Below are 21,795 nucleotides of genomic sequence, written 5' to 3'. Positions count from 1 at the left end.
AAAAGCCCCCGGGAGATGACATGACGGATGACAGTAGTGCGCCTGATCGCCAGCGCCACGAGACGCTTGAGGCCGATCAGGTCAGCGACTGGCTTTCACGCCACCCCGATTTTTTTGAAGGGCGCGAGGCGCTTCTGGCGTCAATGCAGATTTCCCATCCACAGACCGGCGGCGCCGTGTCGCTGGTCGAGCGTCTGATTGCGACCCTGCGAGCGCGCACCGAGCAGGCCGAGGGCCAGCGCCAGGCGATCCTGAACGCCGCGCGGCAGTTTGATCAGCAGGCCGGGGCCATGCGCGCCCTGACCCTGTCGCTGCTGCAGGCCGACAGCCCTGACGCGCTGGTACAGACCCTGACCGCCGAGCTGAACGAGCGCTTCAACGTGCATCATCTGGCCCTGTGGCGGCAGCTGCCACCCGGGGAATGGATCCAGCCGCCGACATACCGGCTCGATGACGATACGGACCAGTGGCTGGCAGCACGGAGCCACAGTGCATCGCTGGACAGCGCTGACGCCACACGCCTGCTGCCCGGCGCACCCCTGCACCAGGGTGGCCGGTGCAGCATCAGTCGACTGGCGCTGGGCGAGCGTCATGGCTACCTGGTACTGGCCTGCCGGGGCGAAACAGCCCTGCCGTGGATCATGGAAGCAGACAACATGGCGTATCTGGGCGAAGTCATGGCGCGCCTTCTGCTTCGAACCGCCTCATGAGCGACCTGCAGCCGTTGTTCGATACCTTCATCGAGCGTCTGCGCCATCGGCACAGCCCGGCCACGGTTGATGCCTATCGCCGCGATCTGACGGCGCTGATGACCTTCATGACGCGCGAGGAGATCACGTCGTGGGACGCCCTGGATATCCATCACCTGCGCCGCTTTCTGGGACGCGAACGCACCCGCGGACTGGCGGCGCGCAGTCTGGCGCGGCGTCAGGCGGCCTTCCGCCGTTTCTGCGATCTGCTGATCGAACACAACCTTTTGAGCCACAACCCGGCCCGGCTGCTGGATACCCCCAAAATGCCGCGGCACCTGCCGCGACCGGTGGATGTCGACGTGCTGGGGCAGTTTCTTGACACCCCTCACGACGGCTCGCCGCTGGCGCTGCGCGATCAGGCCATGCTGGAGCTTTGCTATTCCAGCGGCCTGCGACTGGCCGAGCTTGCCGGCATCGACCTGACCGATATCGATACGCACCGCGCCCGGGTGCGCGGCAAGGGCGACAAGCCCCGTCAGGTGCCCATCGGCCGCCGCGCGGCCACGGCACTGGCGGCCTGGCTGAAGGTGCGGGGCATGCTGGCCGGCCCTCATGAGCCGGCACTTTTCGTCAGCGCCCGCGGACAGCGGCTGGGGCATCGCGCCATTCAGCTTCGCATGGCGCATCTGGGGCGCGAGCGCGGACTGCCCGAGCACCTGCATCCCCATCGCCTGCGCCACAGCTTTGCCAGTCATCTGCTGGAATCCAGCCAGGATCTGCGCGCCGTACAGGAGCTGCTGGGCCATGCCCATCTCTCTACCACCCAGGTCTACACCCGGCTGGACTGGCAGCATCTGGCAGACACCTTTGATCGCGCCCATCCACGAGCCCGTCGCCGGCCCGATGCAGTGCACGGCGCACGCGATGTACCCGCTTCCAGCGATGTGTTTTCCTCCAGACCTTCGGACAATCAGGACACGCCCTCATGATCAAGGCCATCACTTTCGATCTCGACGACACCTTCTGGGACAACGGCCCGGTCATGGCCGCGGTTGAGCCCGGCCATTATCAATGGCTCGATGAGCGGGTCGGCCATGCGGCGCACTTCCCGCTGGAGGAGTATCAGCGTCGGCGCATGGCGCTGGCACAGCAGCATCCGCTGCGACGGGGCGATTTTACCTGGCTGCGTCATCGCGCCCTGACCGACATGCTGGTTGAATTTGGTCTGGCCCAGGACGAGGCAGGTCGCTGGGCGGATGACACCATCGAACACATGCTGACGCTGCGCCACGATGTCGCCATCTTTGAAGAGGTGCCGGCCATGCTTGAGGGGCTGCGCGCCCGTGGGGTACGCCTGGGCGCCATTACCAATGGCAACGTGGATCTGGAACGGCTGGTCATCGCCGAACACTTTGACGTCATCATCAAGGCCGGCGTGGCGCTGGCACCCAAGCCTGACGCGCGCTGCTTTCTGTCGGCCATGGCGCGACTGGGCGCCCAGTCGCCGCGTGAAGCGGTACACGTGGGGGATTCATGGGCCGAGGATGCCCTGCCCGCTCAGCGTCTTGGCATGCATGTGGCCTGGATTGATGCCAAAAATGTGGGGCTGCCTGCTGCCTGCCCGGCCGGTATTCATCGCCTGAGCCACATTCGTGAGCTTGAAACGCTGCTGGCAAGTCTTGAACAGGCGGACAATGATCACGGATGACAACTGAAGGATTGAAAAATTCAGTTACCTTTTAAAACACTCGCCTATTATTAGGACATGAAATAATAAGCCCGCTTTTTACCGCGGTTCACGGGGCATCGCGATATGCCCCTGTAGATAATAATGACTGCCTGACGTGGGTGTTCATCCCTTTTTTATCGACCCTGATAGGCTCTTTGGATCATGCGTCCTCTCGATATACTCAGCATTACGCTGGTGCTTTGTGCCATGGCACTGGTTATTGCCCTGCCCATGACGGACAACAAGGCGACGCTGTCGAGTGACGCGAGCCTGACACATGGCACAACCCTTCACTATCCGGGACAGCAGCAGCATGCCGCTGCGCTTTTGCAGTTCGAGGGTGATCAGGCGCAGTCACAGCCCATGCTCTTTGACCCCGACCGGGAAGGCCGTAACACCCTGCCGATGCAGAACATGCCGGTGCCCGGCCTTTTTCTCGAGCCGGAGACACCTGCCCCCTCAATGAGCATGCGCTACCCCACCGGCCGACAGATCTACAGTTTCTAGACCGCGACGGTCCTTGCTGACTCAGGCCTGGTCGTGCGGCGGTTCAGCGGGCGTCAGCCACTGGCAAAGGCGCTCATTGAGCATATCCACGCCCTGACGGTCATGGGAGGAGAACAGCTGTACGCTGATCAGGTCTTCCCACTCCTTGAGCTGATGACGCACCTTTGACAGTACGCCCATGGCGGCGCCGCGCTTGAGCTTGTCGGCCTTGGTCAGCAGGATGTGCAGGGGCATGTCGTTTTCATCGGCCCAGCCCATCATCATCTGATCAAACTCGGTCAGGGGGTGGCGAACATCCATGACCAGTACCGTGCCCTGCAGGGAGCGACGTTCACGCAGGTACTGCGCCAGATGCTTTTGCCATTCACGACGTACGGCCTCCGGCACCTTGGCAAAACCATAGCCGGGCAGATCCACCAGCCGGTACTGTGGATCACCCACGGTGAAAAAATTGATCAGCTGCGTACGCCCGGGGGTTCTTGAGGTACGCGCCAGCGCCTTCTGATTGGTCAGCGTATTGATGGCACTGGACTTGCCGGCATTGGAGCGCCCGGCAAAGGCTACCTCGAGCCCGGTATCCGCCGGACAGCTTGCCAGCGTCGGCGCACTGGTCAAAAACGTGGCCGACTGAAAATGATGACGCATGACATCCGACATGGGGGAACTTCCAACGATGGGACAATGGGCAACGATGAGACAATGGGGCGAGTGTAACACCCCCGCCTGATGCCCCGCTCGTCAGTCGTGTCCGGGTCTGCCAGGATAGCAGGGAACCCTTTGCCCAGCAGGCGTTCAAAGTAACGTTGAATAACATGCTGATAACACCAGCTTTTAAGCACCATTGAAAACATGTTTGCCGTTCAGGGAGTAACATTGTGATGCTCAAGCACTTTCCAGGCGCGCGCTGGCTGTTGGCCGCCGTTGCCGTTTGTGGTTTTTCCGGTATGGTCATGGCCGCCGAGCCGGTCGCCGGTCAGGATTACGAGGTACTCGACAAGCCGGTCTCGACCGGTCTGCCCAAGGGCAAGATCGGTGTTACGGAAGTGTTCTGGTATGGCTGCCCGCACTGCTATGAGCTTGAAGGCCCGCTGGAGACCTGGGTGGATACCCTGCCGGATGACGTCACCTTTGACCGTCTGCCCGCCACCATGGGCAAGGTCTGGATGCGCCATGCCACGGCCTATTACGCGGCCCGTGAGCTCAATATCTTCGACACCCAGTTTCATCGTGACTTCTTTGATGCCATCCAGAAGGATGGACAGCGCCTGACCGATGACAACGACATCGCCGAGTTCTTCACCAAATATGGCGTGAGCAAGGATGAGGCCCTCAAGGCGCTCAAGTCCTTCGGTGTTAAAAGCCAGCTCAATCAGGCCAACGCCCGCATGAAGGCCTACAAGCTCATGGGCGTGCCAGCGCTGATCGTTGATGGCAAGTATGTCATTACCCCGCGTTCGGCCAACGGTCTGGACAACATGCCCAACATTGCCGAAGCCCTGATCGAGAAAACACGTCAGGAGCAAAAGGAACAGGGCACGCCCTGATTCACTGTGCCGGTGGCCCGATACGCGCCGTATCGGGCCTTCCTGCCTTGCCAACCGGAAGATTGAATGCAGGACGACAGCCAAAGCGAACGCATCACGTCTCTTAAACTGCTTACCTTCAACATGCAGGTCGGCATTCATACGCATGCCTATCATCACTATGTGACGCGCAGCTGGCAGCACTTTCTCCCCAATCGCGGTCGGGCGACCCGGCTGGATGTCATGTGCGACACCTTCCGCCAGTTTGATCTTATCGGTCTGCAGGAAGTGGATGGTGGCAGCTTTCGTTCAAGCAACATCAACCATGTGGAATATCTGGCCGCGCAGGCCGGCTTTCCCCACGCCTCGCAGCAGCTCAACCGCGACTTCGGGCGATTTGCCAAGCACAGCAACGGCCTGCTCAGTCGCCTGGCCATCAGCCATACCGACAACCATCGCCTGCCCGGTCCCAAGGGACGCGGCGCCATGCATGTCCGTTTTGGCGAGGGTCCTGAAGCGCTGCATCTTTTCGTGCTGCACCTGGCACTGGGAACGCGCACCCAGCATCTTCAGCTGGACTACATCAGTGAACTGATCGAGCCGCTCAGAAACGTCATCATCATGGGCGATCTGAACTGTACCTACGACAAGCTCAGGTCACATCCACGCTTTTCCCGCGCGCTTGCGCTGGAACAGGGCCGCGGCATTCCCAGCTACCCGGCCTGGCAGCCTGCCCGCGCACTGGATCATATTGTCGTGTCACCCTCGCTCAGGATGAATCATCTACGCGCGCTGCCACCGCTTTTTTCCGATCATTTGCCGCTGGCCGTGGATGTCACCCTTCCCTTGCCCTGTGCCCGCAGCATTTCCATCGCCAGACTGGGGGGCACAACCCCGAACAGCGTGCGCTAGCCCTTTTCGCACGCGTTGCCCCCGGTTTTGGTAAAGACACGACAAAGCGCCCCATCCCTGCGGATGGGGCGCTTTTGCATGACGCCGGAAAAGCTCGAGTGTCAGCCCAGCGTGGCACCGCTGACCAGTACAATCATGGGCTGCGGATACACGCCCAGGATCAGCACCGCCAATGCCAGCAAAATGACCATGATGCCGCCGGCCCGCTGGCCCCAGTCGCTGGAAGCATCATACTGCTGCTCCTCGATGGGGTGCAGGTAGAGCATCACCATGACACGCAGATAGTAATAGAGACTGATGGCACTGCCGATGATGACACCGGCCACCAGCCACCAGAGCCCCGCTTCCACGCCGGTGGCCAGCACATAGAACTTGCCGATAAAGCCTGCCGTCATCGGGATGCCAGCCAGCGACAGCATCATCACCGTCATGACCGCTGCCAGATAGGGACGGCGCCAGAACAGGCCGCGATAGAACTTCAGTGATGACACATCGCTGCCCTGCCAGGGGCTCGATACCAGCGCGATCACACCAAAGGTGGCAAGCGTCGTTGCCACATAGGTGATCAGATAGATACCGGTGGTCAAAAGCGCCAGGTCGTCGCTGGCGACCACCACGGTCAACAGATAGCCCAGATGACCGATGGAGGAATAGCCCATCAGGCGCTTGATGTTGTCCTGACGCAGCGCCATCAGGTTGCCGACCAGCATCGACAGGAAGGCAATAATGGCCACGATCGTGTGCAGGCTGGCCATGTCGGTCACCGGCGCACTCAGGAAAAGACGCATCAAAAGCGCAAAGACCGCGATCTTGCTGACCGTGGCCAGAAAGGCCGTGACCGGTGCCGGCGCCCCTTCATACACATCGGCTGTCCAGAGATGAAACGGTACCAGCGACAGCTTGAACGCCATCGCGATGACCATCATGCCGATCCCCATCAGCAGCCAGCTGGCATGCCCGCCGCCTTCGGTCAGCCGCGCACCCAGATCGGCAAAGGCCAGCGATCCTGACTCGGCATACAACAGCGCCATGCCAAAGAGCAGAAAGGCCGAGGCCGCAGCAGACAGCACCATGTACTTGATGCCCGACTCCAGCGACAGTCGAGTGCGATAGGCATAGGCCGCCATGCCGTAAAGCGGCACGCTCAAAAGCTCAAGCCCGAAGAACAGCGACAGCAGATGGTCACTGGCCACCATGGTCAGGCCGCCCAGTACCGAGCAGCCCAGCAGCATATAGAACTCTTCCTTCTGGTCGTCGAACCCTTCCAGATAGGCATGCGCCAGCGTCGTCGAGGCCAGTCCCGCAATCAGGATCAGTGCCATGTAGAGCACGGCGTAGTTATCGATCAAAAGTACCGGCGTGACGCGAATCGGCGTGACCGTGAGCACGGCCAGCAGCGAGACAAGCGCTGCGTTGAGCCCGATTGTGGTCAGCGAGGCCGTCGCCACGTGATGGCGCCGCCAGGCGATGCCCAGCATCACAATGATGACCGTGGCGCACACGATCAGAAGCGGTAACAGGGCGATCAGATGTGACAGGGTCAGATTCATGTCGGCTCAGCCCGCAAACGAAGGTGAAACAGCAAACCAGTGACGCACTTCATGCATCGCGCCCTGCGAAATATCGAGCACTACCTGAGGGTAAAGCCCCAGCGCAATGGTCAGCACCAGCGTGCCCAGCAGCATGGCGTACTCGCGACCATCAAGACGCGCAATGGTGCTCTTCTCGCGCGGCGGCCCCCAGTAGACCCGATGCATCAGAATCAGCGAATAGATGGCCGACAGCACCAGGCCCGCACTGGCGATCACGACCACCCAGGGCGCGACATCAAAGGCCCCGAACAGAATCAGGAACTCACCGATGAAGTTGCCGGTACCCGGCATGCCCAGCGAGGCCATGACAAAGGCCAGCGCAAACCCCGGCAGCGCCCCGAGCCGGCCGAACAACCCGCCCATCTGACGCATGTCGCGGGTATGCAGACGCTCGTAGAGCTGACCGCTGATCATGAACAGCCCGGCCGCCGAGAAGGCGTGCGCCACCATCTGCAGGATCACGCCCTGCAGTGCAAGCAGCGTACCGGAATAGATGCCGATCAGGACAAAGCCCATGTGGGAAATACTGGAACAGGCAATCAGACGCTTGATATCGGTCTGGGCAAAGGCCAGCACACCGCCGTAAAAGATACCGACCAGCCCCAGCGTCATCGCAATCGGCGCAAAGGCCTGTGAGGTTTCCGGAAACAGCGGCAGCGCAAAACGCAACAGGCCATAGGCCGCGGTCTTGAGCAGAATCCCGGCCAGATCCACGCTGCCTGCCGTCGGTGCCTGGGCGTGCGCGTCCGGCAGCCAGCCATGCAGCGGCACCACCGGCAGCTTGACGGCAAAGGCAATGAAGAAGCCCAGCATCAATACCCACGACATGACACCGGTAATCGGCGTTTCACGCAGAATGCCGTAATCAAAGGAGAACACCCCGGTCTGGGTATAGTGCATGAACACCAGCCCCAGAATGGAGACCAGCATCAAAAGCCCCGAGGCCTGGGTATAGATAAAGAACTTGATGGCTGCCGATACCGGCGATTTGCCTTCCGATTCATGCCCCCACAGGGCAATCAGGAAGTACATCGGCACCAGCATCATTTCCCAGAAAAAGAAGAACAGGAAAAGATCGATGGCCAGAAACACCCCGACCACACCGCCGATCACCCACATCAGGTTGAGGTGGAAAAAGCCGATACGCCGATCAATTTCCTTCCAGGAGCAGACGACCGCCATGATACCCAAAATCCCGGTCAGGGTGACCATGATCAGCGACAGTCCATCCAGCGCCAGATGGAACGTAATGCCAAAGGCGGAAATCCAGGGCAGCTGAAACTGACTCTGCCATTCAGGCGTATTGCCCACCACCTGCGACAGGCTGTAATCGCCGCTCACCCACAGAACGAGCGCCATTACCAGCAGCAGCACCATCGAAATCAGGGCAATCCAGCGCGGCATGGCCGTGTTGGGTCTGATCAGCTCGAACTGCCAGCACAGCAGCCCCCCGATAAAGGGTATGAGGAGTAGCCAGGGCAACATCATGGCGTGATCGCATCCTTGATCGTTATTGTGGGCACAGTGGAGACAGGCAGCCGGACAGCCCTGTCACCTGCGGTGTATCTCGCCAAGGCAACTGCCCTGCATCGAAACGACCTGGTCATGTCACCTCCTCTCATAGCAGCAGCAGAAGCACCAGCGTGGCAATGGCGCCACCGGTCATGACCGCGGCATACCAGCGCAATCGCCCGCTCTGGGTATCAGACAGGATGCCGTTGAGCAGCAAAGCCAGCCCCGGCCAGAGGTTCATCAGGCCATTGACCCAGTCAAGCCGATGCAGACGGGCAATGAAAAGAAACGGCCTGACCAGCACCCGGTTATAGAGCCAGTCGAAAGCGAACGCGCTGTTGAAAAAGCGCCACAGGCGATCGCCTTCCTTTGTTTGGGCAAGCGAGGTCACCAGTCGACGACGGCCGAGGAACAATCCGGCGGCAATGCCGACACCCACGATGGCCACGACCGCGGCCAGGATCTCGAGCATCAACTGCACACTGTGGCCGAACTGCCCATCCGGGCCTGCCGGCAGCACGTTCTCCAGCGGCGGATGAATCAGCGCGCCCACAAAGGTGGAGAGTACCGCCAGCACGATCAGCGGCAGATGATGCGCGATCCCGCGACCGGCATGCGGATGAATCTGCTCACGCCCGTGGAACACGATGAAGATCATGCGGAAGGTATAAACCGAGGTCAGGAAGGCCCCGCACAATGCCCCGAGCCACAGCCACGTATGGCCGTGATCAAAGGCGAGCCAGAGGATTTCGTCCTTGGAGTAGAAACCGGCCGAGATCAGCGGCAACGCCGACAGCGCCGCCCCGCCGATCAAAAAGCAGGCATAGGGCAGCTTGAGCGTCTTGCGCAGGCCACCCATCCTGAAGATGTTCTGCTCGTGATGACAGGCAATGATGACAGAGCCTGACGAGAGAAAGAGCAGCGCCTTGAAAAAGGCATGCGTCATCAGGTGGAAGATCGCCACATCCCAAGCCTGAACTCCGAGCGCCAGAAACATGTAGCCGATCTGACTCATGGTGGAGTAGGCCAGCACCCGCTTGATGTCCGTCTGCGCCAGCGCCGCAAATCCGGCCACCAGCAGCGTCAGCATGCCGATCAGACCCACCAGATCAAGCGTAAAGGGCGCCAGCTCAAAGATCACATGGGTGCGGGCGATCAGATAGACCCCGGCGGTGACCATGGTGGCGGCGTGAATCAGGGCCGACACCGGCGTGGGGCCTGCCATGGCATCGGCAAGCCAGGTCTGCAGCGGCAGCTGGGCCGACTTGCCGACCGCCCCGCCCAGCAGCATCAATGCAGCCAGTTCCGCCATCAGATCGCCGCGACCCCAGGCCTCGGGCGCCAGACGCAGCAGCTCCTGAATATTGAGCGTGCCGAACTGGGCAAAGAGCAGGAACATGCCGATGGCCAGAAACACGTCGCCGATGCGAGTGACGATAAAGGCCTTGAAGGCGCACCAGGCGTTGTCCTCGCTCTCGTAGTAGTAACCGATCAGCAGATAGCTGCAGAGCCCGACGCCTTCCCAGCCCAGATAGAGCAGAAAGAGGTTATCGCCCAGCACCAGCAACAGCATGCTGAACACGAACAGGTTCATGTAGGCGAAAAAACGCGCAAACCCGGGGCCACCTTCAAGATCCTCGCGCATGTACCAGGCCGCAAAGAGATGAATCAGAAAGCCCACACCGGTGATGATGCTGATCATGGTCAGCGACAGGCCATCCAGATAGAGCGAGAAGCCCATCCGGAAGTCTTCCACCGCCACCCACTGCCAGAGCGTCTGAGTCACGCCCTCGCCACCGCTGCTGTAAAAGGCCACGTTGAGCCAGACCATGACCAGCGCCGCAAGACCGACCGACCCTACGCCGACCAGACCTGCAAGCCGTGTGGGCAGACGCGGATTGAATGCCAGGACAAGCGCGCCCAGCAGCGGGAACAGGGGTGTCAGGAAAAGTATATTCATCCTTTCATCTCGCTGGCTGCGTCAATATCAAGCGTTTTGAAACGGCGCTGCAGCTGAATCAGAAAGCCCAGTCCGATACTGGCTTCGGCCGCCGCCAGCGTAATGATGGCGATGAACATGACCTGCCCGTCAGCCTGGCCCCAGTGCATGCCGGCCACGATAAAGGCAAGGCCTGCCGCGTTCATCATGATCTCAAGACTCATCAGAATGAACAGCAGGTTGCGCCGTACCAGAAGCCCCGCCAGCCCCAGTACAAACAGGATGGCGGCCAGCGCCATGCCATGTTCCAGTGGTATGCCGCTCATGCCCGCCCCCCTTCATCGTTGCCTGCCGGTACGCGCTGCTCGCGTTCATTCATGTCGCGCTCAAGCTGAGGCTCATCATTACGCCCGATGTGCGAGGCCGTGATCAGTGCGGCCAGCAGCAGCATGGCAGCAAGTTCTACCGCCAGAATGTAGGGGCCGAACATCCGGGTACCGACCTCTTTGGCACCAAGCTCTTCGCCGGAAATCGTGCCGATGCTGCCGCCATGCCAGAAGGAAAACACCAGCACCCCCAGCAGAAGTGCGGCCATGATCGAGGGGCCAACCCATATGCGTGGCGCCAGCCAGCTGCGCTCCTGATGCGCTGTCTGGTTGCCCAGGTTGAGCATCATGACCACAAAGACAAACAGCACCATGATGGCCCCGGCATACACGATCACTTCCAGCGCGGCGGCAAAGGGCGCACCGAGGCTGTAGAACACGACCGCGACCGCCATCAGCGAGATGATCAGATACAGCAGCGCATGCACGGCATTGGTATGTGTGATCACGCGAAAGGTGGCGACGATGGCGACCAGTCCGGCCAGATAAAAAGCAATTTCCACGACGAAATCCCCCGATGCTGCTGCGCCCTAGGGCAGCAGCGTTTTGACGTCGACCGGTTCGGCCTCGTTTTGCGCCGCGCCCTTGGGCTTGCCGGCCACCGACATTCCCGCGACACGGTAGAAATTGTAGTTGTGATCCTTGCCCGGCCCCGAAATCAGCAGATCGCGCTTTTCAAAGACCAGTTCCTGACGGTTGTACTCGCCCAGTTCAAAATCGGGCGTGAGCTGAATGGCCGAGGTCGGACAGGCTTCCTCGCAAAAGCCGCAGAAGATGCAGCGGGAAAAGTTGATGCGAAAGAACTCCGGATACCAGCGGCCATCCTCCTTCTCACCCTTTTGCAGCGAAATGCAGGATACCGGACAGGCCACCGCACACAGGTTGCAGGCCACACAGCGCTCTTCCCCGTCGGGGTCGCGGGTCAGCACGATACGCCCGCGATAGCGTGGTGGCAGGTAGGGCTGCTCTTCGGGGTAGTTGAGCGTCTCTCGCTTGTGGAAGGCATGCTTGAATACCATCCAGCCGGTACGCAGCTGCGTCCCGGTACCGGTCACTACATTAATGATCGAATGCAGCATGTTTTCTGCCTCGTTCGTTGTTCGGTGAAAGGGATCAGGCCGTGAGCAGGACGACCACACCGGTCACCAGAAGATTGATCAGCGTCAGTGGCAGACAGAACTTCCACCCGAACTGCATCACCCGGTCATAGCGCGGCCTGGGCAGTGCCGCACGCGCCAGAATAAAGAGCATGATGAAAAAGGCTGTCTTGAGCAGGAACCAGACAATCGGCGGCAGCAGCGGCCCGTGCCACCCGCCCAGAAACAGGGTCGTCAACAGCGCCGACACCAGTACGATGCCCACATACTCGCCGATGAAGAACATGCCGAACTTCATGCTCGAATATTCCACGTGGTAACCGTCGGCAATCTCCTGCTCGGCCTCGGGCTGGTCGAAGGGGGCCCGGTGGGTCACCGCCACGCCCGCGATCAGAAAGGTCAGAAAACCGAAGAACTGCGGCACGATGAACCAGAGCCCCTCCTGCCCGTTGACGATGTCACGCATGTTGAACGAGCCCGTCATGGCAACGATCCCCATCAACGACAGCCCCATGAACACCTCATAGGACAGCGTCTGCGCCGAGGCACGCATGGCGCCGATCAGGGCGTACTTGTTGGCACTGGCGTAGCCACCAAAGAGCACGGCATACACGTTGATGCCGGCCATGGCGAAAAAGAAGAGGATGCCGATATTGAGATCTGCCACCCCCCAGGTCGGGGTGATGGGAATAATCAGAAACGAGAGCAGCAGCGAGGCAAAGGCGATCGCCGGGGCCAGCACGAAAAGCTTGCGATCGGCAAACGGCGGGATCCAGTCTTCCTTGAAAAAGATCTTGATCATGTCCGCGATCAGCTGCGCCGAGCCGAATATCCCGACCCGGTTGGGACCATAGCGGTCCTGCCAGAGGCCCAGTAGACGGCGCTCGACCACGGTCAGAAAGGCACCGGACAGCACAGCCGCCAGCAGGATCACGATTGCCTTCAAAACGCCTACCGCGATGGCAAGCAGCACATCGGTACTCATCCAGCTCATGCGCTTACCTCCACGGTCACGGTGGCACACTCCCCGGCAAGCCCGCGAGGAATGCCGGGCAGATGCGGCAAACCGATCAGACCGGCGCGCATCTCACGGCTGATACGTACCGGCAGATGCAACTGATGGCCGGAGGTCTGTAGATAGATCGCCTCGCCTGGCATGACGCCCAGATGGTCGGCATCTTCCTGCCCCAGCACCACAAAGGCCTCACTCATGCGCTCCTGGATGGGCTCGGCGCGCGCCGATGTCTCTTCACCACCAAAAAGCTGCGGCAGGGTCACGACATACCAGCAGTCATCGCGCGGCTCAAAGGCGCGAGGAACCTCGGTGAACCAGGTCCGGCGGCCTTCTTCGCTGCGCTGCTGATCGAAGAGTCGAACCCCCGGATCACCGGCGCTCAGATGCCCCCCGATCTCATCCTGGAACTTGTTCCAGGCCTGCGGAGAGTTCCAGCCCGGCGCCCAGGCAAAGGCCACCTGCGAGCGGGGCTCACCGTAGCCGCTGTAGCCTTCCATCGAAAAGGCAAAGGCGGAGTCGGTATCCTGCGGGGTGCGTGGCTCATGTACGCTGAGATTGGCGCGCATGGCCGTACGGCCACTGGAGCGGTGCGGCGAGCGTGCCAGTTTCTGCCCGCGGATACGAAACGAGGCGCTGGGGGCAGCATCACGAATGCCGGCAAGCTCGGGATGCACACGCGCGCAGTCCGCCGTGACATCGTCAATCTGCGTCCAGTCAACGCCCCGCCCTTCCATGGTGGTATGCAGCGCGTGCAGCCAGCGCCAGCTTTCATGGGTCAGATCATTGGGGCGGTAATAGCTCGGGTCATAGACCTGGAAAAACCGCTGGGCGCGGCCTTCATGGCTGACCAGCGTGCCATCGCCCTCGGCAAAGGTGGCCGCTGGCAGGGCCAGATGGGCATGCTCGAGTGTGGGGGTGCGCTGGTGATCGATCACCACCAGCGTTTCAAGCGAGGTCAGTGCCTGGTGGACGGTGCTGCTGGCCAGACGCTGGTAGAGATCGTTTTCAAGCACGACGGCCGCATCGGCGCTTCCCTCATCGGCCTGCATGGCTTCCAGCGCCCATTCCAGCGAGTGACCGCCCAGCATGGTCAGACCGGTGCTGTTGGCCTCACCGCTGATCAGTGACACCGACGGCGTCTTGCCCACCGTGCTCAGCGCGTACGCCAGATTGGCCGCCGCCTGCAGGACGCCGGTATCACAGAGGCTGGTCCCGGAGATGACCAGGGGACGTTCAGCACCCCTGAGCGCCTCGGCCATGGTATCGACCAGCGCCAGCGCCACGTCATCCAGATCCTCGATGGCAGGCGCCGAGGCATCCAGCGCATGGGCAAGCGCCTGGCCCAGTCGGGCGATGTCTTCCGGTGCACCGTGCCAGGTGTCACGCGCGATATCATCCAGACGCGTCTCGGTCAGTGAGGCAATGAAGACCGGACGGGTACGTTCCTGACGCAGGGTATTCACGGCGTTGGCATTCCAGGCCGGAATACCGTTGGCTTCGGCCAGGTCTCCACCGCGGGCGTTGGCGGCCTGACGCACGGCCAGGGCCACGCGTGCCGCACTCTGGATCAGATCCTCACCCAGCACGATGACCGCGTCATGCTCCTCAATCTCGCGCATGGACGGAATATGCCAGCGTCCTTCGCGCTGAAGCGTCTGGATCAGCTCAAGACATTCAAGCTCGCGCCCGGCAATGCCGGTCGAGAAATTCTCGGCGCCCACCATTTCGCGCAGCAGATGGTTGCTTTCAAGGCTTGCGCGCGGCGAGCCGATACCGATGACGCGTCTGCTGCTTCTCAATCGTGCAGCGGTGCGATCCAGCGCACTGTCAACGGTTAACAGCTCGGGGGCCTGATCGTCATGACGCAGGGTCGGCTGCTGCGGACGGTCACTGCGATTGACGTACCCATAACCAAAACGCCCACGGTCACACAGGAAGTAGTGGTTCACATCGCCGTTGTAGCGATTCTCGATTCGGCGCACTTCACCGTAGCGCTCGCCCGGGCTGGTGTTGCAGCCGCTGGAGCACTGATGGCAGATGCTGGGCGCAAACTGCATGTCCCACTTGCGCGTGTAGTGCTCGGAGTGGGTACGGTCAGTGAACACGCCGGTGGGGCAGACCTCGGTCAGGTTGCCGGAAAACTCGTTTTCCAGTGTGCCGTCGACCGTGCGGCCGAAATAGATGTTCTCGTGGGCACCGAACGCGCCCAGGTCCTCGCCGCCGGCATAGTCCTTGTAAAAGCGCACGCAGCGATAGCAGGTAATGCAGCGATTCATTTCATGCCCGATAAAGGGGCCAAGATACTGATTCTTGTGGGTACGCTTCTTGAACCGATAGCGCCGGCGGTCATGACCGGTCATGACCGTCATGTCCTGCAGATGGCAGTGACCGCCCTCTTCACAGACCGGGCAGTCATGCGGGTGATTGGTCATCAGCCACTCGATGACGCTGGCGCGAAAGGCTTTCGCCTCCTCGTCATCGATCGAGATATAGGAATCGTCCTTGATCGGCGCCATGCAGGACATGACCAGCATGCCGCGCTCATCGTCGGCATCCTTGTACTGCTTGACCGCACACTGGCGGCAGGCGCCCACGCTGCCCAGCGCCGGATGCCAGCAGAAATAGGGAATGTCGAGGCCCAGCGACAGGCAGGCGTGCAGCAGATTGTCACTGCCGTCGACCTCGTAGTCCTTGCCGTCTACATGAATGGTTGCCATGAAGCTTGCCTTTTGCCTGTCACGGCCCGGCGATCACCGGGCACCTTGATCGTTGTCTCACGCGTTGTGCCATGTTCGGGCACTGATACCTCGACCACTGCACTTCTGACCACTACACCGAGCCCACCGGTATTGGCTCGGCATGCGCCTCTTGCTTCTGGTGACGAATACCGGCCTCGAACTCGTGTCGAAAATGCTTGATGGCGGTCTCCAGTGGCATCGCGGCACCCGGCGCGTGGGCACAAAACGTCTTGCCGGGACCGATATCCCTGGCCAGCGATAACAGCATGTCGATATCGCCCTCCTCCCCTTCGCCATGCTCGATGGCGCGCAGCAGACGCACGCTCCAGGGCAGGCCGTCGCGACATGGCGTGCACCAGCCGCACGACTCACGGGCAAAGAATTCTTCAAGATTGCGGGTCAGCGATACCACGCTCTGGTTGTGCGCCACCACGGTCATCAGCCCCGTGCCCAGACGGCTGCCGGCCTTGCCGATGGCATCAAAATCCAGCGGCAGTTCCAGGTGTTCCGGCAGCAGAAAACCGGTACTGCCACCGCCCGGCAGCCAGGTCTTGAGCTCCAGCCCATCACGCATGCCGCCGGCCATGTCGAGCAGCTCGGCGCCGGACACGCCCATCGGCAACTCGACCAGCCCGGGTCTTTTCACCCGGCCGGAGACGCCAAAGAGCTTGGTCCCGCCATCCTCGCTGCGACCGCCGGAAAGATTCTGATACCACTCGCCGCCGTGCAGGGCGATGGCCGGCACATTGCACAGGGTCTCGACGTTGTTGACCACCGTCGGTTTGCCCCAGGCCCCGCTCTGGCCCGGAAACGGCGGCTTGGAACGCGGATTGGCACGCCGGCCTTCCAGTGAGTTGATCAGTGCGGTCTCTTCCCCGCAGATGTAGCGCCCGGCGCCGGTGTGCAGGAAGATGTCGAAGTCAAAGTCACTACCGCACACCTTCGGCCCCAGAATGCCGGCCTCGCGAGCCTCGATCAGCGCCTGCTCGATACGCTCGGCCGCCAGCACGTACTCGCCGCGCAGGAAGATGTAGCCCATGCGCGCATTGTTGGCGTAGCCGGCCAGGATCATTCCCTCGATCAACAGATGGGGAATCTCCTGCATCAGCATGCGGTCCTTGAAGGTACCCGGTTCCATCTCGTCAGCGTTGCAGACGATGTAACCGCGCGGATGCTCATCACCGCGTGCCGTCAGGCTCCACTTGGTGCCGGCCGAGAAACCGCCACCGCCGCGACCGCGCAGGTTGGCGGTCTTCATGTTCTCGATCAAATCATCCGGCGACAGATCACGCAAAGTGGTGCGTAGCGCCTCGTAACCGTCCTTTTGCTGAAACTCGTCCAGCCCCACATAGCCGCGATCCTCGCGCAGACGATAGGTCAGCGGATGGGTCTCGCCATTGGTACTGGTGGAAAAGAGATGACTGGTCATGTGTAGCGCTCCAGAAGTGCCGACACGTCGCCGGGTTCAAGCGGCCCATGCAGATCTTCATCGATCATGAGCGCCGGACCACGATCGCAGGCGCCCAGACAGCACACCGGCAACAGCGTGAATCGATCATCCCCGGTGGTCTGGCCAAGCCCGATGCCAAGCTCTTTGGAGATGGCATCACGCAGCTCGTCGTAGCCGGTCAGAAAGCAGGAGCTGCTGTCACAGACCAGGATGACGTGGCGCCCGACCGGCTGGCGAAAGATCAGGCTATAGAAGGTCGCCACACCTTCGATATCGCTGGAGGGGATGCCCAGCACGTCACTGATGGCGATCACGGCGCCGTCCGAGACCCAGCCGCGGCTTTTTTGCACGATCTTGAGCGCCCCGATGGAGGCCGCCCGCGGGTTCTCGTAATGCCCCATTTCATGCTCGATTTCATGGCGCTCTTCATCGGTGAGCTCGAAATCATTCAGGCGTCCGGCACTGGCAATCAGGTTGCCCTGACTGGCCTTGCTGGTACGGGTATTGCCGGTTGCGGGAGTATCCATGGTCATGGTTATCGATCCACGTCGGCCATTACAAAGTCGATGCTGCCCAGATGCGCGATCAGATCCGGCACGAAGCCGCCGTTGATGACGGCTGGAATGTGCTGAAGATGGGCAAAGCTGGGCGTACGAATTCGGGTGCGATAGCTCATGGTGTTGCCATCGCTGGTCAGGTAATAACTGTTGAGCCCCTTGGTCGCCTCGATCATCTGAAACGATTCGTTGGGCTTGAGCACCGGCCCCCAGGAGACCTGCAGGAAGTGCGTGATCAGGGTCTCGATATGCTGAAGCATCTTGTGGCGCGGCGGCGGTGTGGTCAGCGGATGATCGGCCTTGTAATCACCCTCGGGCATGTTTTTCAGACACTGTTCGATGATGCGCAGGCTCTGGCGCATCTCCTCGATACGCAGCATGCCGCGATCAAACACATCGCCGTTGGTGCCGACCGGAATATCGAAATCGAAGTTCTCATAACCCGAGTAGGGTTTGGCCTTTCTCAAATCGTACTTGAGACCGGTGGCACGCAGATTGGGCCCGGTCACGCCCCAGGTCAGCGCCTCGGCGGTGGTATGCGTGGCGATGCCGACCGTACGTTCCCGCACGATCGAGTTGTCCATCATGGCGCGCTCGTACTCATCCAGCCGCGGCGGCATCCAGTCGAGAAACTCGCGGACCAGCCGGTCCCAGCCGCGCGGCAGATCATGTGCCACGCCACCGATACGAAACCACGCCGGGTGCATGCGAAAGCCGGTAATCGCCTCGATCACGTGATAGGCGCGCTGACGGTCACTGAAGGTATAAAAGACCGGCGACATTGCGCCCAGATCCTGCAGAAAGGTGCCCAGAAACAGCAGGTGGGAGTTGATGCGAAACATCTCTGCCATCATCACGCGAATGGTTTCAGCGCGCGGTGTGACAGTAATGCCGGCCAGTTTCTCAACGGCCAGAATATAGGGCAGGTTGTTCATGACCCCGCCGGTGTAATCAACTCGGTCGGTGTAGGGAATATAGCTGTGCCAGGACTGGCGCTCGGCCATCTTTTCGGCGCCACGGTGGTGATAGCCGATATCGGGCACGCAATCGACCACCTCTTCGCCATCAAGCTGCAGCGCGATACGAAAGACCCCATGCACCGAAGGGTGATTGGGTCCCAGGTTCAGGAACATGTAGTCGGTATCGCCACTTTGGCGCTTCATGCCCCACTCTTCGGGATTGAAACGCAGCGCTTCCTGCTCGCGGTCCTGCCCTTCCATCGTCAGCGTATAGGGGTCAAATTCGGTCGCGCGCGCCGGGTAGTCCTTGCGCAGCGGGTGGCCGTGCCAGGTCGGCGGCATCAGCATGCGACTCAGATGGGGATGTCCGGTGAACTCGATACCGAACATGTCAAAGACTTCACGCTCATACCAGTTGGCGTTGAGATAGACGTTGCACAGGGTCGGGACGCGCAGATCATCCTCGTGCAGCGCCACCTTGATCATCAGCTCGCTGTTACGCTCAAGCGACATCAGCTGATAGAACACGGTGAAGTCTGCCGGCGGCAATCCGCTTCGATGCATGCGCAGACGCTCGTCCACGCCATGCAGGTCATAGAGCATGACAAACGGCTTTCTGACCTGCTGCACGAACTGCATGACCTCGATGAGCCGCTCACGCGCGACCCACACCACCGGCATACCGGTCAGCGTGGGCTGTACTACCAGATTCGCCTCGCCAAAGCGGGCCTTCAGCTCATCAACAATGGCGAAGGTTGTATCGCCTGCCTGTGAAGTCTCGGTCGTCATCCGTTGTTTTCCATCGCCAGTGAACCGGATCTGGCTGCCGCGTGGTGGCACCCGTACCGGTCATTACACTTCATCAGGTGAGCGCAGTTCGGTGACTGCAATACGCTCATCACGCCGCTTGTCGCGCTGGGAGGGCATTTCAGCCTTGTAGACCCCCTGATCGCCCACTACCCAGGTCAGCGGGCGACGCTCTTCCTGTATGGAGTCCTGCAACAGCTGCAGTCCCTGCAGGAAGGCTTCGGGTCGTGGCGGACAGCCCGGGATATACACATCGATGGGCAGGAACTTGTCGACGCCCTGGACCACCGAGTAGATGTCATACATCCCGCCGGAGTTGGCACACGCTCCCATCGAAATGACCCACTTGGGCTCGAGCATCTGGTCATAAAGCTGCTGGATGATGGGCGCCATCTTGACGAAGCAGGTACCGGAAATGACCATTACGTCGGCCTGACGGGGGGAGGCACGCAGTACCTCGGAGCCAAAGCGGGCGATGTCATGCGGCGCGGTAAAGGCCGTGGTCATCTCGACGTAGCAGCAGGAAAGGCCGAAGTTGTACGGCCAAAGAGAGTTCTTGCGGCCCCAGTTGACGACGTTGTGCATGATGTTTTCGAGCTTGCCCATGAAAACATTGCGGTGCACCTGATCATCCATGGGGTCATCGACAATGCGTCGCTCCCCGACCGGGTACTGGCTGTTCTGGGGAGCATCGGGATCGATGCGCGTAAGCTTGTAGGACATCCAGGGTCCTCCCGAAAAACGTCATTGATCGATACTGAAGCCTTGTTCAGGCGGCTGGCATGTTCGGCCAGTACTCAGTCGTCGGTATGGTCACGCTGGGCGGGCTGGTGAACACGATCCGGCTGTACACGCCTTTTCGGTACCCAGTCCAGCGCGCCAACCCGGCTGTCATAGATCAGACCGGCCAGCAGAATGAAGATAAAAACACTGGCGCCAATCAGGCCGGTCCAGCCGGTCTCGCGAATGGAGATGGCCCAGCCGAAAAGATAGAGGGCTTCCACATCGAAGATGACGAAGAGCATGGCCACCATGTAGAACTTGACCGAGAAACGCTGATGGGCACTACCGGCCGGCACGATACCGGACTCGTAGGGCGTTTCCTTGTTGTGTCCCCAGGCACGTCCGCCAAGCAATGCGGAGGCGGTGACCATGAAGGTACACAAAGCCAGTACGGCGACAATGAAAACACCGACTGACCAGTTTTGGGCCAGCTGCGTTGCCAGATCCATGGACGCTCACTCATCGCGGTCTGCTCCAGCGACATTGCATCGACTGGAACTTTCGTTATTCGACCATCCGGAAACCACGCCCGGATGACAGGAAATTCTCGATTGCGGAAGGTCAGGTCTGCCTCGAGATCGCCATCGTTACATTAGAAGCCGATGCATGATTTTACCAATACCGTCATCGGCTTTTTTGATATCGATTTTGGCATGCTCCCCCTGTAGCCTTCGTGTATCCAACGAAAATATCGCCCGACGGCATTAGACTTTAGTTTAGGTTTTCCTGAATCGGTCGATGTCAGGGCCGTCGTCGGCCCTGTCACATGACGTTTTCAATACCAGGACATGACATGCGCGCGACTCGCTTTCTCTGCATTGCCGGCACCGACCCCAGCGGAGGTGCCGGACAATCCGCTGACCTCAAGACCGCCAGCGCCCTGGGCGCCTACGCCACCAGCGTGCTGACCGCCGTGGTCGCCCAGAACACCTGCGGCGTGCGCAGCGTCCTGCCGCTGCCCGAGAACGTGATTCGCGCCCAGCTGGACGCCGTGTTCGAGGATATCGACATCGACTGCGTCAAGATCGGCATGGTGAGTGATCTCACCACGGCCCGTCTGATTCGGGAGTTCATCGAGCGCTACCGGCCGGCCCATGTAGTGCTGGACCCGGTCATGGTGGCCAAGAGCGGCGACATGCTGGTGGACCGTGAAGGCTTTCACGCCGTACGAGATGTGCTGATACCCATTGCCGATGTCATCACGCCCAATCTGCCGGAAGCAGCGGTCCTGCTGGAGTCCGACATTCCGGCCAGTCATGAGGAAATGGCCGCCCTCCTGCCAGGGCTGAGCGTGCTGGGCGCGGATACCGTGGTGCTCAAGGGCGGCTACCTGCATGGCGAGACCAGCAATGATCTGGTACACACCCCCCAGGGCAACCACTGGCTGGAAGCGCCGCGTATCGAAACACGCGCACTACATGGCTCGGGATGCACGCTGGCCTCTGCCATTGCGGCACTGCTACCCCGACATGACACGCCAATCGAGGCGATCCGGCAGGCCAAGACGTACATGACACAGGCATTGACGGCGGCAGAGCGCCTGGATATCGGCAAGGGCCAGGGGCCGGTGCATCACTTTCATGCCTGGTGGTAGCTG

The 21,795-nt window shown here is 60.7% G+C and carries 21 protein-coding genes; 7 read left to right on the top strand and 14 right to left on the bottom strand.

The window, feature by feature from the left end; translation table 11 throughout:
- The first annotated feature begins 20 nt into the window (after positions 1-20).
- From IE123_RS08460 to IE123_RS08445, 4 genes are all read left to right on the top strand, one after another.
- Positions 21-710 carry a DUF484 family protein gene (locus IE123_RS08460; RefSeq protein WP_189517057.1) on the top strand — a complete coding sequence of 230 codons (690 nt, stop codon included), beginning with the start codon at positions 21-23 and terminating at the stop codon, positions 708-710.
- Positions 707-1,681: a tyrosine recombinase XerC gene (locus IE123_RS08455; protein ID WP_189517055.1), complete on the top strand. Its 975-nt coding sequence runs from the start codon at positions 707-709 to the stop codon at positions 1,679-1,681. The genes IE123_RS08460 and IE123_RS08455 overlap by 4 nt, the downstream gene beginning before the upstream one ends.
- Entirely contained in the window at positions 1,678-2,400 is a 723-nt protein-coding gene (locus IE123_RS08450) for an HAD family hydrolase (protein ID WP_189517053.1), read from the top strand. The genes IE123_RS08455 and IE123_RS08450 overlap by 4 nt, the downstream gene beginning before the upstream one ends.
- A gap of 183 nt (positions 2,401-2,583) precedes the next feature.
- Positions 2,584-2,928 (top strand): hypothetical protein, encoded by a 345-nt coding sequence (locus tag IE123_RS08445; RefSeq protein WP_189517051.1) that lies wholly within the window; start codon positions 2,584-2,586, stop codon positions 2,926-2,928.
- 21 nt (positions 2,929-2,949) lie between these two features.
- Here IE123_RS08445 and yihA read toward each other — a convergent pair whose 3' ends face one another.
- On the bottom strand, positions 2,950-3,585 hold the full coding sequence (gene yihA / locus IE123_RS08440) for a ribosome biogenesis GTP-binding protein YihA/YsxC (protein WP_189517049.1): 636 nt from the start codon (positions 3,583-3,585) through the stop codon (positions 2,950-2,952).
- Positions 3,586-3,806: 221 nt separating this feature from the next.
- Here yihA and IE123_RS08435 point away from each other — a divergent pair, with 221 nt between their 5' ends.
- Positions 3,807-4,472, top strand: a complete 666-nt coding sequence (locus IE123_RS08435; protein WP_189517047.1) for a thiol:disulfide interchange protein DsbA/DsbL — start codon at positions 3,807-3,809, stop codon at positions 4,470-4,472.
- A 66-nt stretch (positions 4,473-4,538) separates the two neighbouring features.
- On the top strand, positions 4,539-5,363 hold the full coding sequence (locus tag IE123_RS08430) for an endonuclease/exonuclease/phosphatase family protein (protein WP_189517045.1): 825 nt from the start codon (positions 4,539-4,541) through the stop codon (positions 5,361-5,363).
- 101 nt (positions 5,364-5,464) lie between these two features.
- Here the strand turns inward: IE123_RS08430 and nuoN are convergent, their stop codons facing one another.
- The 13 genes from nuoN to IE123_RS08365 all read right to left on the bottom strand — a co-directional run bounded on the left by nuoN (position 5,465) and on the right by IE123_RS08365 (position 20,647).
- A complete protein-coding gene (nuoN, locus tag IE123_RS08425) occupies positions 5,465-6,913 on the bottom strand; it encodes an NADH-quinone oxidoreductase subunit NuoN (protein ID WP_189517043.1) in 1,449 nt (482 codons plus the stop codon).
- Between the two features lie 6 nt (positions 6,914-6,919).
- Positions 6,920-8,443, bottom strand: coding sequence for an NADH-quinone oxidoreductase subunit M (nuoM, locus tag IE123_RS08420; protein ID WP_189517041.1), 1,524 nt, complete (start codon positions 8,441-8,443; stop codon positions 6,920-6,922).
- Positions 8,444-8,573: 130 nt separating this feature from the next.
- Positions 8,574-10,427 (bottom strand): NADH-quinone oxidoreductase subunit L, encoded by a 1,854-nt coding sequence (gene nuoL, locus IE123_RS08415; protein WP_189517039.1) that lies wholly within the window; start codon positions 10,425-10,427, stop codon positions 8,574-8,576.
- A complete protein-coding gene (nuoK, locus tag IE123_RS08410) occupies positions 10,424-10,732 on the bottom strand; it encodes an NADH-quinone oxidoreductase subunit NuoK (RefSeq protein ID WP_189517038.1) in 309 nt (102 codons plus the stop codon). Before nuoK ends, nuoL begins: the two co-directional genes overlap by 4 nt.
- Entirely contained in the window at positions 10,729-11,295 is a 567-nt protein-coding gene (gene nuoJ, locus IE123_RS08405) for an NADH-quinone oxidoreductase subunit J (RefSeq protein ID WP_189517037.1), read from the bottom strand. Before nuoJ ends, nuoK begins: the two co-directional genes overlap by 4 nt.
- Before the next feature lie 27 nt (positions 11,296-11,322).
- Entirely contained in the window at positions 11,323-11,871 is a 549-nt protein-coding gene (nuoI, locus tag IE123_RS08400; protein ID WP_189517036.1) for an NADH-quinone oxidoreductase subunit NuoI, read from the bottom strand.
- Positions 11,872-11,905: 34 nt separating this feature from the next.
- Positions 11,906-12,883 carry an NADH-quinone oxidoreductase subunit NuoH gene (gene nuoH / locus IE123_RS08395; protein WP_189517035.1) on the bottom strand — a complete coding sequence of 326 codons (978 nt, stop codon included), beginning with the start codon at positions 12,881-12,883 and terminating at the stop codon, positions 11,906-11,908.
- Positions 12,880-15,621 (bottom strand): NADH-quinone oxidoreductase subunit NuoG, encoded by a 2,742-nt coding sequence (nuoG, locus tag IE123_RS08390; RefSeq protein ID WP_189517034.1) that lies wholly within the window; start codon positions 15,619-15,621, stop codon positions 12,880-12,882. Before nuoG ends, nuoH begins: the two co-directional genes overlap by 4 nt.
- Positions 15,622-15,733: 112 nt before the next feature.
- Positions 15,734-17,071: an NADH-quinone oxidoreductase subunit NuoF gene (gene nuoF, locus IE123_RS08385; protein ID WP_189517031.1), complete on the bottom strand. Its 1,338-nt coding sequence runs from the start codon at positions 17,069-17,071 to the stop codon at positions 15,734-15,736.
- Complete coding sequence (nuoE, locus tag IE123_RS08380; RefSeq protein ID WP_189517030.1) at positions 17,068-17,625, bottom strand: NADH-quinone oxidoreductase subunit NuoE; 558 nt, start codon at positions 17,623-17,625, stop codon at positions 17,068-17,070. Before nuoE ends, nuoF begins: the two co-directional genes overlap by 4 nt.
- A gap of 2 nt (positions 17,626-17,627) precedes the next feature.
- Positions 17,628-19,397, bottom strand: a complete 1,770-nt coding sequence (gene nuoC / locus IE123_RS08375; protein ID WP_189517028.1) for an NADH-quinone oxidoreductase subunit C/D — start codon at positions 19,395-19,397, stop codon at positions 17,628-17,630.
- A gap of 63 nt (positions 19,398-19,460) precedes the next feature.
- Positions 19,461-20,138 carry a NuoB/complex I 20 kDa subunit family protein gene (locus tag IE123_RS08370; RefSeq protein ID WP_189517026.1) on the bottom strand — a complete coding sequence of 226 codons (678 nt, stop codon included), beginning with the start codon at positions 20,136-20,138 and terminating at the stop codon, positions 19,461-19,463.
- Between the two features lie 74 nt (positions 20,139-20,212).
- Complete coding sequence (locus IE123_RS08365) at positions 20,213-20,647, bottom strand: NADH-quinone oxidoreductase subunit A (protein ID WP_189517024.1); 435 nt, start codon at positions 20,645-20,647, stop codon at positions 20,213-20,215.
- Positions 20,648-20,991: 344 nt separating this feature from the next.
- On the opposite strand from IE123_RS08365, the gene thiD reads away from it, so the two are divergent.
- Entirely contained in the window at positions 20,992-21,792 is an 801-nt protein-coding gene (gene thiD / locus IE123_RS08360) for a bifunctional hydroxymethylpyrimidine kinase/phosphomethylpyrimidine kinase (RefSeq protein ID WP_189517022.1), read from the top strand.
- Positions 21,793-21,795: the final 3 nt, after the last annotated feature.

Source organism: Kushneria pakistanensis (assembly GCF_014652795.1).
GTDB lineage: Bacteria > Pseudomonadota > Gammaproteobacteria > Pseudomonadales > Halomonadaceae > Kushneria > Kushneria pakistanensis.
The sequence above is the reverse complement of the archived record's forward strand: the minus strand, read 5'-3'. Positions and strand labels throughout refer to the sequence as shown.

Excerpts from the sequence above, each read along its gene's own strand:
- IE123_RS08370 (WP_189517026.1), bottom strand. The coding sequence starts at position 20,138 with ATGTCCTACAAGCTTACGCGCATCGATCCCGATGCTCCCCAGAACAGC.
- nuoI (WP_189517036.1), bottom strand. The coding sequence starts at position 11,871 with ATGCTGCATTCGATCATTAATGTAGTGACCGGTACCGGGACGCAGCTG.
- IE123_RS08365 (WP_189517024.1), bottom strand. The coding sequence starts at position 20,647 with ATGGATCTGGCAACGCAGCTGGCCCAAAACTGGTCAGTCGGTGTTTTC.
- nuoE (WP_189517030.1), bottom strand. The coding sequence starts at position 17,625 with ATGACCATGGATACTCCCGCAACCGGCAATACCCGTACCAGCAAGGCC.
- nuoH (WP_189517035.1), bottom strand. The coding sequence starts at position 12,883 with ATGAGCTGGATGAGTACCGATGTGCTGCTTGCCATCGCGGTAGGCGTT.
- nuoL (WP_189517039.1), bottom strand. The coding sequence starts at position 10,427 with ATGAATATACTTTTCCTGACACCCCTGTTCCCGCTGCTGGGCGCGCTT.
- nuoF (WP_189517031.1), bottom strand. The coding sequence starts at position 17,071 with ATGACCAGTCATCTCTTTTCCACCAGTACCAATGGCGAGACCCATCCG.
- nuoN (WP_189517043.1), bottom strand. The coding sequence starts at position 6,913 with ATGAATCTGACCCTGTCACATCTGATCGCCCTGTTACCGCTTCTGATC.
- yihA (WP_189517049.1), bottom strand. The coding sequence starts at position 3,585 with ATGTCGGATGTCATGCGTCATCATTTTCAGTCGGCCACGTTTTTGACC.
- IE123_RS08450 (WP_189517053.1), top strand. The coding sequence starts at position 1,678 with ATGATCAAGGCCATCACTTTCGATCTCGACGACACCTTCTGGGACAAC.
- IE123_RS08460 (WP_189517057.1), top strand. The coding sequence starts at position 21 with ATGACGGATGACAGTAGTGCGCCTGATCGCCAGCGCCACGAGACGCTT.
- IE123_RS08445 (WP_189517051.1), top strand. The coding sequence starts at position 2,584 with ATGCGTCCTCTCGATATACTCAGCATTACGCTGGTGCTTTGTGCCATG.
- IE123_RS08455 (WP_189517055.1), top strand. The coding sequence starts at position 707 with ATGAGCGACCTGCAGCCGTTGTTCGATACCTTCATCGAGCGTCTGCGC.
- nuoC (WP_189517028.1), bottom strand. The coding sequence starts at position 19,397 with ATGACGACCGAGACTTCACAGGCAGGCGATACAACCTTCGCCATTGTT.
- IE123_RS08430 (WP_189517045.1), top strand. The coding sequence starts at position 4,539 with ATGCAGGACGACAGCCAAAGCGAACGCATCACGTCTCTTAAACTGCTT.
- thiD (WP_189517022.1), top strand. The coding sequence starts at position 20,992 with ATGCGCGCGACTCGCTTTCTCTGCATTGCCGGCACCGACCCCAGCGGA.
- nuoK (WP_189517038.1), bottom strand. The coding sequence starts at position 10,732 with ATGAGCGGCATACCACTGGAACATGGCATGGCGCTGGCCGCCATCCTG.
- nuoM (WP_189517041.1), bottom strand. The coding sequence starts at position 8,443 with ATGATGTTGCCCTGGCTACTCCTCATACCCTTTATCGGGGGGCTGCTG.
- nuoG (WP_189517034.1), bottom strand. The coding sequence starts at position 15,621 with ATGGCAACCATTCATGTAGACGGCAAGGACTACGAGGTCGACGGCAGT.
- IE123_RS08435 (WP_189517047.1), top strand. The coding sequence starts at position 3,807 with ATGCTCAAGCACTTTCCAGGCGCGCGCTGGCTGTTGGCCGCCGTTGCC.